8 protein-coding genes and 3 pseudogenes are annotated in these 12,791 nt (G+C 44.9%); 5 read left to right on the top strand and 6 right to left on the bottom strand.

Annotation, left to right across the window (positions count from 1 at the left end; translation table 11 throughout):
- Positions 1–78: 78 nt before the first annotated feature.
- The 4 genes from H9L11_RS22685 to H9L11_RS22670 all read right to left on the bottom strand — a co-directional run bounded on the left by H9L11_RS22685 (position 79) and on the right by H9L11_RS22670 (position 5,382).
- Positions 79–1,479: a fructose-specific PTS transporter subunit EIIC gene (locus H9L11_RS22685; protein WP_205391221.1), complete on the bottom strand. Its 1,401-nt coding sequence runs from the start codon at positions 1,477–1,479 to the stop codon at positions 79–81.
- A gap of 11 nt (positions 1,480–1,490) precedes the next feature.
- Positions 1,491–1,931 carry a PTS sugar transporter subunit IIA gene (locus H9L11_RS22680; RefSeq protein WP_205391220.1) on the bottom strand — a complete coding sequence of 147 codons (441 nt, stop codon included), beginning with the start codon at positions 1,929–1,931 and terminating at the stop codon, positions 1,491–1,493.
- A gap of 233 nt (positions 1,932–2,164) precedes the next feature.
- Entirely contained in the window at positions 2,165–3,397 is a 1,233-nt protein-coding gene (gene manA / locus H9L11_RS22675) for a mannose-6-phosphate isomerase, class I (protein WP_205391219.1), read from the bottom strand.
- 77 nt (positions 3,398–3,474) lie between these two features.
- Complete coding sequence (locus H9L11_RS22670; RefSeq protein WP_053349240.1) at positions 3,475–5,382, bottom strand: fructose-specific PTS transporter subunit EIIC; 1,908 nt, start codon at positions 5,380–5,382, stop codon at positions 3,475–3,477.
- 385 nt (positions 5,383–5,767) lie between these two features.
- On the opposite strand from H9L11_RS22670, the gene H9L11_RS22665 reads away from it, so the two are divergent.
- Positions 5,768–6,610, top strand: coding sequence for an AraC family transcriptional regulator (locus H9L11_RS22665; protein WP_029802624.1), 843 nt, complete (start codon positions 5,768–5,770; stop codon positions 6,608–6,610).
- Between the two features lie 34 nt (positions 6,611–6,644).
- Here the strand turns inward: H9L11_RS22665 and H9L11_RS22660 are convergent, their stop codons facing one another.
- A complete protein-coding gene (locus H9L11_RS22660) occupies positions 6,645–7,421 on the bottom strand; it encodes a PTS sugar transporter subunit IIA (protein ID WP_033906396.1) in 777 nt (258 codons plus the stop codon).
- An 8-nt stretch (positions 7,422–7,429) separates the two neighbouring features.
- Entirely contained in the window at positions 7,430–7,732 is a 303-nt protein-coding gene (locus H9L11_RS22655) for a PTS fructose transporter subunit IIB (protein ID WP_005463048.1), read from the bottom strand.
- Between the two features lie 267 nt (positions 7,733–7,999).
- Between H9L11_RS22655 and H9L11_RS22650 the strand changes: the two genes are divergently transcribed.
- From H9L11_RS22650 to H9L11_RS22635, 4 genes and pseudogenes are all read left to right on the top strand, one after another.
- Positions 8,000–9,868 carry a fructose-specific PTS transporter subunit EIIC gene (locus H9L11_RS22650; RefSeq protein WP_033906397.1) on the top strand — a complete coding sequence of 623 codons (1,869 nt, stop codon included), beginning with the start codon at positions 8,000–8,002 and terminating at the stop codon, positions 9,866–9,868.
- A gap of 132 nt (positions 9,869–10,000) precedes the next feature.
- Positions 10,001–10,780: pseudogene (locus H9L11_RS23660) on the top strand (IS5 family transposase).
- A 316-nt stretch (positions 10,781–11,096) separates the two neighbouring features.
- Positions 11,097–11,747 (top strand): annotated as a pseudogene (locus H9L11_RS23685) (sodium:calcium antiporter); the annotation flags it as partial.
- 88 nt (positions 11,748–11,835) lie between these two features.
- Positions 11,836–12,661: pseudogene (locus tag H9L11_RS22635) on the top strand (mechanosensitive ion channel domain-containing protein).
- Positions 12,662–12,791 lie beyond the last annotated feature (130 nt).

The following is a 12,791-nucleotide window of genomic DNA, read 5'->3' as shown; positions in this document are numbered from 1 at the left end:
CAGGGGTATTACTAAAACTTAAAAACTTGAAATAGAGCCCTTTGGGGGAAAGGGCTCTTAGGGGGAGGAGCTTAAGGTTTAAGCTTTCACAAGAGTCGCTGCGTTACGCATCGCTTCTTTCGTTGAACACTCAACAACGTTTGCTTTTGCAAAGCGGTGAGCGTCTTTTACTTGGATATCGTGAGCTAGAATAACCAGCTTCGCGTTTGCTACATCTAGGTCAGTGATGCGGTTCTGGATACCGTTTTGACCTTGAGTTTCTACTTTGATTTTCAGACCCGCTGCTGCACCTGCTTTCTCTAGTGCTTTCGCTGCCATGAATGTGTGTGCTACGCCAGATGGGCAACATGTTACTGCTACGATGTCGTACTCGCCTTCGCCTGCTGCTGGAGCCGCTTGAGCTTGTGCAGGTGCTGCTTCAACGATTTCGTCTTCTGCTTCTTCTTCAGCAACTGGTTTCCAGAAGCCAACGATAACTGCTGTTGTTAGTGAGCCTAGTGCGATACCCACAACGTACATTGGGATGTTGCTTGATACAGGAGCTGTGATTAGACCGCCCCATGATGCGTGCAGTAGTACGTCTGTTAGGAAGCCGAACACACAGCCAACGATACCACCAGCAACGATTGAAGGAAGAACGCGTACAGGGTCGTTTGCTGCGAATGGGATAGCACCTTCAGAGATACCGATAGAACCCATGATTGCTGCTGCTTTACCTGCTTCTTGTTCTTGCTTAGTGAACTTCTTCTTGAATAGGAATGTTGCTAGTGCCATACCTAGAGGAGGCGTACAGATTGCGATACCAACACCACCCATTAGCCATGGTTGAGTATCAACTTGAGTTTGAGCGAATAGTGTTGCTACTTTGTTGATTGGACCGCCCATATCGAAAGCAGTCATACCACCAAGAATCGTACCTAGAACCACTTTAGAAGCGCCAGCCATAGAAGCTAGGAATTCGTTCATAGAAGCCATGAAGATCTTGATTGGCTCACCGATACCCCATAGAACGATACCTGCAGAGATAAGCGTACCTAGTAGAGGGTAGATGAAGTAAGCGCCCAACGCAGTCATGTTAGCAGAAAGAGGGATCTTCTTAAGTTGGAATACCACACCACCTGCGATGAAGCCCGCTACGATACAACCAAGGAAGCCGCCGCCCATGTCAGCCATGATGCCAGAAGAGATCATCGCTGGTGCTAGAGCTGGTTTGTCTGCAATTGAGTAACCGATGAAGCCACCAAGAATAATTGGGAACAGCACCAGACCTTTAATACCGATATTAGAAATATCAGCCAATAAACCGTCTGCTGGAACCGCACCTTTACCTGATGCCATTACCGCTAGCGCCAGTAGTACACCACCCGCAACGATAAATGGAAGCATGTGAGAAGTACCGAATAAAAGGTGACCTTTCATGGTACTTAGGATTTTTTTGAAATCGCTATTATTACTAGCTTGAGCTGTGATTGTACTCATAATTTCACGCCTTATGAATTAATTAAAATATTTAGTATTTGGTTTTCGTCTTTTGCGTTATGAATATCTTCAATAAACTCTTCGCTAAATTTACCGAACAATTCTTGAAGAACATAAATATGGTGGTCGGCACCGTTATCTGGTGAGGCAATCATGAAGAATACGGTCGGTTTGACTCCCTCTTCGTCGCCATACTCGATGCCTTCGCGCTTTACGCCAACAGCGATTGCAGGCTCTGTAACCGCTTTGCTTTTTGCGTGTGGGTAAGCGATGCCGTCCATTGAAGTCACGCTTAATGCTTCACGTGCTTCGATGTCGGTTAAAAAAGCCTCTCTGCTGCTGATTCGATTATTTTCGAATAGCATTTGCGCTAGCTCTTCAAAGACTTCTTTTTTATTATTTGCTTGAAGGTTGTCTTTAATTAAATTGACGTTTGTTAGTTCTGTAATCATTTTTTGACTCATTGGTACTGAAGTAATGAGGCAAATTTAATTAATGTTACGGTTTTCTGAAATAGTAAAAAAAATCCAATAACTATATTTTTGTATCACTGAGAGCTAAGTGTGATTTAGCTCTCCAATATATCAATATAAAACTAGGATGAATGAATATCAAAAGCCAATAACGGCGGTTATTGGCTGAACTATAAAATGTAACAGTATGAAGGAAGCTTAATTAGCGTTCACTAACTGTGAGCGCGCGCAACACGACCTTCACAATCCAAAGTGACCTGTTTTGCGTAAGCCGGAATGAAAACTGATTGTCCTTTTTCAACCACGCATGTTTCACCGTTTGCGTGAGTTAGCACAAGTTTGGTATCCAGAGGCATAAGGATCTCAGCGGTTTGAACTTCTAGAGTACGCTGGTGAGCTTGTTTAACGATGGCGAATTTGAAATCGTCCACAGGAATTGGGTATTCCAACATATCGTCGATTTCGTTTGGTGCGAGCAATAGGCTGTCGAACGGCTTCTCGTTGAAGCGTGTGCATGCAACGAGCTCTTTCACGTCCATGTATTTTGGTGTCAGACCCGCGCGCAATACGTTGTCTGAGTTCGCCATGATCTCAAGACCCGTACCTTTCAAGTAAGCGTGTGGCGTTTCTGCATCCAAGAACATGGCATCACCCGGTTGTAGGGTAATGACATTAAGCATCAGTGGTGCAAACAAACCAATATCGCCAGGGTATTGCTTCTCTAGCTCAAGAATAAGGTTGAACAGAGGTAAGTCGGTGATGCGAGCTTGAGCCAATAGCACCGTCAACGCCATCTCTTTCTGTTCGCCTTCTAGTGATAGTAGACCCGAGAAGAAAGTCGCCAAGCCAGTTGGCGTTTGGTTTGCGATAAGGTCATCCACTAAGCCTTGCAGCTCAGGAATCGCCAACTCAGAGAAGAAGCTGATGATTTCACTTGTTGGGCGGAAGCCATTCATCGCTTGGTATTCGGTTAGCGCGTAAACCAACTCAGGTTTGTGGTTTGGATCTTTGTAGTTACGGTTTGCAGCGGTTAGGGGAATGCCTTGTTTTTCTTCCAGTGCAAAGCCTAATTCTGCTTGTTGTTTGTTTGGGTGAACCTGAATCGACAGTGCTTTCTCAGCGGCAAGCACTTTAAACAGGTATGGAAGTTCACCAAAACGGTTTGTGACTTCTTCACTCAGAAAGGCATTCATGTCTTGAGCAATCAGTGAAGAGAGTTTGGTCTCCTCACCGTTTACCATCACCAATGAGCAACCGTTTGGATGCGCGCCCATCCATACTTCTGCTTGTGGTTCGCCCGTTGGGTTTTCAATGCCAAATAGTTGGTTAACAGAAGTAGTACTGCCCCAAGCGTAGTTTTGAATCACGTTGTTCATCAGGAAAAACATCGGATGCTTAGCTTGAGTTTGAATCGTTTGTGTATCGGACATCGTTAAATCAGACATAGAGTGTCACCATGAGAGAAAATCATGGCTTGGGCGACATTGCCCAAGCCATAGGAGCCATTTGGGGGTAGGGGTGATTAAGCGGCTGCTTGCATCATTTTTGCTTTACGTACTTTCTTCAACGTTACACACGTTACTGCGGTAACCGTTGCGCCAGCTGCCATACAAATCAGAGCAAGGACTGGGTGGTTCATCGCGCCAAGTAGAGCGACAACTGGACCGCCGTGAGCAACGCTGTTGGTGATGCCGAATGAGAACGCCATTACTGCCGCCACCATTGAGCCAAGTACGTTTGCAGGAATCACTGACATTGGATCTTGCGCTGCGAACGGAATAGCACCCTCAGAGATACCAACCAGACCCATTGCACCTGCTGCTTTACCTGCTTCGGTTTCTGATTCTTCGAACAGGTCGAACTTACGACCAAGCGCCGTTGCCAGTGCCATGCCTAGAGGAGCAACAGGGATTGCACACGCCATCGCACCCATAAATTGAGTTTGACCGCTCGCAATCATGCCCACAGAGAATAGGAATGCGACCTTGTTGAATGGACCACCCATATCGAAGCCAGCCATACCACCAAGTACGATACCCAGTAGAACGACGTTACCTGTACTCATGCTAGTTAGTAGCGCAGTCAGACCGTCCATTAGGCTTGCGATTGGCGCGCCGATAACGAAGATGAATAGACCTGCGATGAATAGCGAACCTGTGATTGGTGCGATCATGATTGGCACCAAAGGTTGGATGAATTTGTGGTAGTTAATCGACGTAATCCACTTCACGAAGTAACCCACAAGCAGACCTGCGATGATGGCACCGATAAAGCCTGTACCAGCGTCTGCGCCGTAGAAAGAACCGTTGTTTGCAATCCAACCACCGATCAAGCCAGGAGCTAGAGCTGGGCGGTCAGCAATCGCGTAAGCAATGTAACCGGCAAGGATTGGGATCATCAGCGTAAAGGCAACCACACCTACGTTGAGGATTTGGTTCCACATGCTGCCTTCAGGAATTGCCATGCCCGCTTCACTTGGTTGACCACCGACTGCAAGAGCAAGTGCAATCAACAGACCACCTGTTACAACGAATGGGATCATGTGTGATACGCCGTTCATCAAGTAGCGGTACAGATCAGAGCGAGCCTGAGAGGCTTTGTTTGCAACAGACGCTTGTGCATTGCTGCTTGCTTCTGCTTGGTATTCTGGAGCGCTTAACGCTTCGTTAATCAGACCTTGAGCATCGCGGATAGGGGCTTTTACGTTAGTTTTAACCACGCGTTTGCCCGCAAAGCGGTTTATGTCGACTTTTTTGTCACACGCTACGATGATTGCGTCTGCACGTTCGATTTCTTCTGCGGTTGGGCTGTTTTTCACACCGATTGAACCGTTCGTTTCAACCTTGATTTCGTAACCCATCGCCGCTGCACCTTTCTCTAGCGCTTCTGCCGCTAGGTAAGTGTGCGCTACGCCCGCAGGACAACCAGTAACACCAATGATGAAGCCTTGGTTTGCTGGTGCGTCTGTCACTGCTTGAGGCTCTTCTTTAGCAAGTAGAAGTGCCAGTGCGTCTTGGCTGTTTGCTGCACCTAAAAACGCATCGATGAAACCATCTTCAATCAGTTTTGAAGACAGTTCTGCAAGTACTTCGATGTGGTGGTTATCGCCACCGTCTGGAGAAGCGATCATGAAGAACAGCTTTGAAGGTAAACCGTCTTCCGCGCCGTACTCGATACCTGATTTGCTTACGCCGATCACAACCGCTGGTTCAATGACTGCTGCACTTTTTGCGTGTGGGATAGCAACGCCATCCTCAAATCCGGTATTACCTAATTCTTCACGTGCTTTTATATCTGTTAGAAATTGCTCTTGGTCTGAAATACGACCTTGGGCGTGTAGAACTGCAACCAGTTCTTTAAATACGTCTTCTTTTGAAGACGCTTTAAGATCAAGCTTAATTAAGTATTCATTTATTAGTTTGGTGATCATTATCGAACCCCTATAAATATAATTTTTATTTCAGAGGTATTTTTAAATTACTGAGAAAAAGACTGTAGTGAATAAAAAATGCATTTACTGGAGGATTGTAACCGACTAACTATAGTGTGATTTAGATCGTTCACTGGACAAATCTAGCTGCATATCTGTGACATGATGGATAAGAAGCTAAACGATAAGTGAAATGTGGCTTTGCTCCCATTTAAAAAGGGATTGAGTGTTTTTGATAGAGTTTTTGTTACTGGAAAATTGATGCGTTAACTGGGTTTTTGTAACATTAAAATGGAAGTGTGATTTTGCTCAATAGCACAAAAATCCAGTCCGGTGTATATCTATAGTAAATAGCATCATTGATGCATATATAGAGTGTGAGACAATGATTTTTCATGATTTAATTTCAGCGGTATTAAATGAAAGAGAGCCATTTCATAATATTTGGTTTGCAGGAGATTTTCATACGCCGCCTGAATTTAGCTATCAAGTTAATTTCCCTCGCCTAGAGTTAGTTCTGGATGGGGAATATATTAATGAAATGGAAAGTCATGATCGAAAAGTAACGCACATCGTTGCTAAAAAAGGCGACGCGATATTTATTCCACCTAACTGTTGGAATAAACCAGACTGGGATACCGATTGCTCAGTGTTAAGTATTTTGTTTGGGCGTCGACAACTTGGGTTAAGTTTGGTGAGCAAACGCAAAGGTGAGGCAAACTTTTACGATATTCAAAAGCATAGCATCCAAACACGCTCAGGATTTGCGATAGATAACATCTTAGAAGCGTTGAGCTCACTGGCTCGTGAGAATACTAAAAAACCAATGGATGAGCTTTTACTGCAAGCATTACTGCAATACGCGAAGACGATGTTGGATGCACCAGTCGAGCAGCAGTCACATAGCCGTGTGCAAGATCTCTATCAAGGGATTTGTATCTACATTCAAGAGAACTTCCATCGCCCAATCACACGTGACAGCATTGCGTTGAGATTCAGTATTTCCTCGAACCATTTGTCGCGCTTGTTCCGTCAGCAGGGGCACATGACCTTGGCAGACTACATTACTTGGGTACGCGTGGATCGTGCGAAGTTTATGCTCAAAAAATACAACTTCAAACTCAATGACGTGTCAGTGCGCTGTGGATTTAAAGACGTGAACTATTTCTGCCGAGTATTTAAGAACCGTACAGGAAGAACGCCGACGGAATATCGTGGTTCGATTTAAGCCTTCAGTCAGAGTGCGTAAATTATAGAGAAGTTTAGGCGAGCAGCCTCGACATGGCGTACATCAGCAGCGCTTGTAAGTCGACGCTGCTTTTTGTTAGTAGTAGGCGTTCCGCTATTTGATCGGTAAGCAGATTTCGTGTGAGGTTAGTAGCCGCAATGATCTGATCTCGGGTCGGCCTTTCTGGCATCACCAGTGCTATAGTCAGATGAACATCACCCATCTTTGAAGCCCAATCCATCGACTTTTCATTTGCAATAACGGCAATGGAAATGTGGTCAACACCTGAAAACATCACATGCGGTAGAGCGATCCCCGGAGTCACGCAAGTTGATGAACGTTCTTCGCGTTTAATAAAAGCAAGAATCAGTTCGTCGGGATGAATGGGGTGGATCAGCTGAGCTAATCCTTTAAGACATTCAAACTTGGTGAGCTCGGTATGCGCTTTGGCGTAGTGCCATTTGATTTCACAAGGTGGGCAAATTTGCGGTAAACGCTCGGCCAGTTGGCTAGAAAACTCATAGTTGATATGAGATCCCACCACCGTAAAGTGTTCAGCAATCATGTCTTTGATGACGAAGCAGGCCAGCTCTGCGTCAATGCCAATCGCTGTGATTTGACACAAATCACCTTGTTGTAGACCTGCTTGCAAAATCGCCACGGACTTGGTGAGTTCCGCAACACGATTTTGCGTTACATTAATGATATGTAAGGTACTTTTGAACTTCTTTGCCACTCGATTGAGTGGCTGAGCAAGGTGCGCACTGGCATTTGCATTATCGACGAAAAAGGTGATTTGGTATTCGTTCATCTGCAAATTTAGTCGCGGCAGTGGACGAGGAATACTTTGTCGACGTTCAGCAAAACCTCTTCAATGGGGATTTGAATTTTGCGCGTCCCTTCGAATCGGCCTGGTTGTTCTATCTCAATATCCGACACGATCAAAACCCGATCCGCTTGAGCAATATCGTGAGGAGTGAGCTGATTCTCTATCCCCATCGCACCTTGCGTTTCTACTTTAATTTGCACGTTATGTTTTGGCGCAGCTTTCATGAGTGCATCTGCCGCCATATAGGTATGAGCGATGCCTGTAGGGCATGCTGTCACCGCTACGATTTTCATGTTCTATCCATTTTATTTTTTGTGGATATTAACACAGCCACCGCAGATTGAATTGATTTGAGCTGGATTAACGCAAGAGCTCTATCACAGTTTGAATCTCATGTTACATTAATCCAGTTAATGCACTTTTAGTCCTATATATCAAAGGGTAGGCACTGGTTAATCTATGCCCAAATAAAATGAGTAGGAACGCATACGAGCCAGGGGATCCTGTATCTCAAACTCACTTGGGTATATATTCGAGCGTGAATATTGGAAGGTAAAGCAATGGACATCACAAACCTAATTGAGCTGGAAACGATATGTTTAGATCTAAAAGCTCAAACCAAAGATGAAGCGCTCAAAGAGCTGGTCGATATGCTAGAGGCCGCTGGCAAGCTCAACAGTCAAAGCCAGTTCTTGGCAGATATCTGGAAACGAGAAGAGATCGGTAACACAGGATTTGATGATGGTATTGCGATCCCTCATGCCAAAAGTGATGCTGTAGCGCAACCAGCTGTCGCGGTCGGGATCAGCCGTAATGGGATTGATTATGGCGCCGAAGATGGCGAGCTGTCCGATGTGTTTTTCATGCTGGCGTCTCCAGATGGTGATGATCATCATCACATTGAAGTATTGGCACAAATTTCCACCAAACTTATCGAAGACGGCTTTGTTGAAAAGCTCAAGCTGGCTCAATCGCGAGAAGAAGCGCTTGAGATGCTGACTGATATTCAAACCCAATCCAATGAATTTCTCCCGACTTCTTTAGAATTTGCATCAGACCCCCTGAGCCCTTGGGCGCAAAAACTTGGCCGCATTAAAGAGCACCTGCTGTTTGGCACATCCCACATGATCCCGTTTATTGTTGCGGGTGGTGTGTTGTTGTCGTTGTCGGTGATGATCTCTGGACACGGTGGTGTACCACAGGAGGGCATTCTGGCCGATATTGCCCAAATGGGGATTGCTGGCCTGACATTGTTTACTGCCGTTCTTGGCGGTTACATTGCTTATTCCATTGCCGACAAGCCGGGCCTTGCGCCGGGTATGATTGGGTCTTGGATTGCGGTCAGTCATTACAATACGGGTTTTTTAGGTGCAATTGTGGTCGGCTTTTTCGCCGGCTTTGTGGTTTGGTTGCTGAAGAAAATTCAACTGCCGGACAGCATGAGTTCGCTCGGCTCGATCTTTATCTACCCACTGGTTGGTACGTTTGTTACCTGCGGCGCAGTGATGTGGGTGATTGGTGCGCCTATCGCCAGCGCAATGACGACCATGAATGATGTGCTGACGGGGATGGCGGGCTCGGGCAAAGTGATGTTGGGTACCGTACTAGGTGCAATGACCGCGTTTGATATGGGCGGTCCTATCAACAAAGTGGCGACTTTGTTTGCTCAGACACAAGTAAATACTCAACCGTGGCTAATGGGTGGTGTCGGTATTGCGATCTGTACTCCGCCGCTGGGCATGGCGTTAGCGACTTTCCTATCGCCAAGTAAATTTAAACGTGATGAACGTGAAGCTGGTAAAGCAGCGGGCATCATGGGCATAATTGGTATCAGCGAAGGAGCGATTCCGTTTGCGGCGGGCGACCCAGCTCGCGTCCTGCCTGCGATTGTTGCTGGTGGCATTGTTGGTAACGTGATTGGCTTTATGTTCCACGTAATGAACCATGCCCCTTGGGGCGGTTGGATTGTTCTCCCTGTCGTGGATGGAAAAATTGGTTACATCATCGGCACGATTACGGGCTCAGTTACCACTGCATTGATCGTGATTGCACTAAAGAAAACCGTCACCGAAGATGAAAGCTACACTGGTCATTCTCAAGTATATGGTTCCGTTCAAGGCGAAGGTGAGGCAGATGTTTTGGCGGTTACATCTTGTCCATCAGGTGTGGCACATACGTTCTTAGCGGCGAAGTCATTGGAAAAAGCGGCTTGTGCACTCGGCATTAAGATTAAAGTCGAAACTCAAGGGGCGAATGGCGTCATCAATCGAATTACCGAGAAAGACATCGAGAAAGCGAAGTTTGTGATATTTGCTCATGATGTCGCGATCAAAGAACCGGAACGTTTTCGAAAAGTAAAAGTGTTGGATGTCAGTACTAAGGATGCCTTGCTTCATCCAATTGCTTTATTGCAAAACAAGAATGAATAGCTATCTTTTAGTTAGCACTTTCTTCGTTAAATTTACTATATATTTGGTCGACTAAGTCGGTAAACTGGCTCCAATTTGGACTATCGAGCACTACCTCAGAGTAGTACGATCTTGAAACCAGTTTGGCCATGGATGACATCTCTAATCAACCGTGGTTCTCTCACTTTCTGGATTGATGAAGAAGCCATTCGCAAGTGGAAGCAGAATAAGCAAGGTAAACGTGGTAAACCTTTTTAGATCAGCGGCTTAGCCATTATCACTGTGCTTATAGTGAAACGAGTTTTCTCAATACCGTTGAGAACATTGCAAGGGTTTATCGATTCTGTTTTTTTCATTGGCTAACGTCCCTATAGCCTGTCCACATTACAGTTGTATCAGTCGAAGAGCTAAGCAAGTCGAGGTTTTATTTAAACCAAAGACTAGAGGTGTAATATATCATCTAGCCCTCGATGCGGCAGGTCTCAAGGTCTATGGTGAAGGTAAACGGAAGGTCAAGAAGCATGTAACTGGCGGGAAGTGTAGAGTCTGGAGAAAATGGCATTGAGCTATCGATACCAGCACTTACGAAATCGTTGCGGCAGAACTGATTTTATCTAATGTTACCTATGCAGAAGTCCTCCCTTACTTGCTCAAGCAAACAAGTCGTAAAATCATAGCGATATTAGGTGATGGCGCTTATGACACAGGGGATTGTCACGATGTCATACGTATCCAAGTGTAAGTGGAAAAAAACGATACGGCTACCATAAACGCTCACTATCAGAGACAGCAATGTATCGAGTGAAGAAGTTGTTAGTTGAGCGGTTAAGCCTGAGAAACTACAATGTTCAGGTTGATGAAACTTACGCCATGATTAAAGAGTTGAACAAACTTACAGGGTTTGGTATGTCTGAAACTCAGTGTGCAGTATGAGAATTGCTCAACTTCAGGCTGTTTGGTGCTCTGACCGAATTACGAAACAAAGACCCGTTTGGTTCTAAAAGCACTCGTCTGGACTACCGATGTGAAGAATATGAAGAGTTAGCTAAAACAGAATCAAATAAATTTGGCAGAGGAGAGAAAATGAATCGAGATATAGGTTTATAGGTTTCGCCTAGCTATTTAACAAAGTATTTAAGATTGATTCGAAACACGTGGTATTACCAGTTCAAATTGAGTTTAGTGTTTACGGTGCAATGAATTTGTTCTGATCCATTGATACTGAATACTCTCGTAAGGGACTTTTTCCATACTTTTAGTCATTACGCTTGACGTTGGTGCAATGCTATGGAATCACCATATCAGCACGTTAGAAGCCTGGACTTTGATTGGTGGATTCATGCTTTTGATTGGTTGGTCAATCTGGAGCGCACTACGCTCAAAGGGAGACTACTTAGAGCAAGAGATGGGCTACGAACTGTCTAGCCAACGTATGTCACAGAAGTCTTCCATTTTCTGGCTGTTTACAGGGTTAGTGTTACTGATTATCAGCTCGCGCATTTTGGTGTGAGGAGCTGTGGAAATCGCACAACAACTCGGTGTCAGCGATTTATTGATTGGCCTAACTATTGTGGCTTTAGGAACGTCGTTACCCGAATTAGCGGCATCTATAGTGGCGGCTCGTAAAGGCGAGCATGATATAGCTGTGGGTAATGTGGTAGGCTCAAATATGTTTAACTCCTTAGCAGTCATCGGTATTGCGTGCACCATTGCACCTATTGCCAATATTGGTGCTGAAGTCTTCTGGCGTGACTGGACATCGATGCTTTTTGTCACGGGATTACTGCTGTTGACCGCTGCTCGTTTTGGCAAATCACAGACAATTTCTCGCAGTGAGGGCGTTGTTCTGTTGGTGTGTTATTTGGGATACAACAGTTATCTAATCTATGGAGCGCTTTAATACATAAATATTGAACAGTGAACTTATTGAGTCACGCAGTAAGATGGAACACATTACGGTTTTTTATGATACGCGTTAGGCACTCGTTGTGCTGATCTTGCAAAATACGCTCTTGACAATTTTATCTTGGCTTATGTGGTATCCAAGCTCGTCAACCTCGGGATATTCAAAAAGACAGACAAAGTCAGTGGTGGAGATGAAATTATCGCTCGCTGTCTCAAGTGGCTTCTTATGCGGTTTGTTTAGTCGCACTTGTAGATGTTGCCAGTTTGATAGCTTTAGTGGGTGCAGCGGGTTTAGCGATTGGTTTAGCTCTGAAAGGCACCCTGAGCAACACTGCCGCAGGTATCATGATTTTATTTCTGAAGCCGAACAAAAAAGGTGGGTTTGTTGAATTCGGAAGCTGCTCAGGTAGCTTGGTTGATATTGGTTTATTCACTCCCGTGTTTTAGACGGCAGATGGCCTTTACATTTCTAGTTAGAACAGTGTTATTTGGAGCTCAACTGTTTGTAATTTTAGTCATAGCAACAAACGTCGTATGTATATCATGGTTGGTATCTCTTACCAATATTTAGTCGAGGTCGGGTTGAACGTACTTAAAGAACTGGCGTTATCCCAAGCGCATATTCTTAAAGATCCTGAGTCTCAAGTAATTGTTCGCATGCTGGCTGATAGTTAGATTGGCCTCCAGCTTTGCGTCTGACGTCCAACGGATAAATACTGAGAAACCTATTGGTCGGTGCAGAAGCAAGTGAAGCTAAATATCAATACGGCTGGGTTAGCTATATTCCTTTTCCCGCAGAGAAATCTTTACATGAAGTGGTTGTACAGTAATACTGAAGGTAACTTTCTTACCTATGGTTTTTTAGTAAACTGTCGGGTTCACAAAAATATCAACTTATGGTTCCTTTAAGTGATATCAACAAATGGTTGCTTTTTGAGTAAGCTATTGAAGTGAAAGAAATCGTAGATATCACTTTATGGTTGTTTCGATAGGAGGTTCGAATCATTATGAGCCGTAAGTAGCGCTCTTTTTGTCTCAG

The organism is Vibrio sp. sp1 (genome assembly GCF_016920955.1).
GTDB lineage: Bacteria > Pseudomonadota > Gammaproteobacteria > Enterobacterales > Vibrionaceae > Vibrio > Vibrio alginolyticus.
This window is presented reverse-complemented; position numbering and strand designations above follow the sequence as displayed.

What these genes read in the sequence shown, in the direction of transcription:
- H9L11_RS22685 (WP_205391221.1), bottom strand. Translation starts at nt 1,479, where the DNA reads ATGAGTACAATCACAGCTCAAGCTAGTAATAATAGCGATTTCAAAAAA.
- H9L11_RS22680 (WP_205391220.1), bottom strand. Translation starts at nt 1,931, where the DNA reads ATGATTACAGAACTAACAAACGTCAATTTAATTAAAGACAACCTTCAA.
- manA (WP_205391219.1), bottom strand. Translation starts at nt 3,397, where the DNA reads ATGTCTGATTTAACGATGTCCGATACACAAACGATTCAAACTCAAGCT.
- H9L11_RS22670 (WP_053349240.1), bottom strand. Translation starts at nt 5,382, where the DNA reads ATGATCACCAAACTAATAAATGAATACTTAATTAAGCTTGATCTTAAA.
- H9L11_RS22665 (WP_029802624.1), top strand. Translation starts at nt 5,768, where the DNA reads ATGATTTTTCATGATTTAATTTCAGCGGTATTAAATGAAAGAGAGCCA.
- H9L11_RS22660 (WP_033906396.1), bottom strand. Translation starts at nt 7,421, where the DNA reads ATGAACGAATACCAAATCACCTTTTTCGTCGATAATGCAAATGCCAGT.
- H9L11_RS22655 (WP_005463048.1), bottom strand. Translation starts at nt 7,732, where the DNA reads ATGAAAATCGTAGCGGTGACAGCATGCCCTACAGGCATCGCTCATACC.
- H9L11_RS22650 (WP_033906397.1), top strand. Translation starts at nt 8,000, where the DNA reads ATGGACATCACAAACCTAATTGAGCTGGAAACGATATGTTTAGATCTA.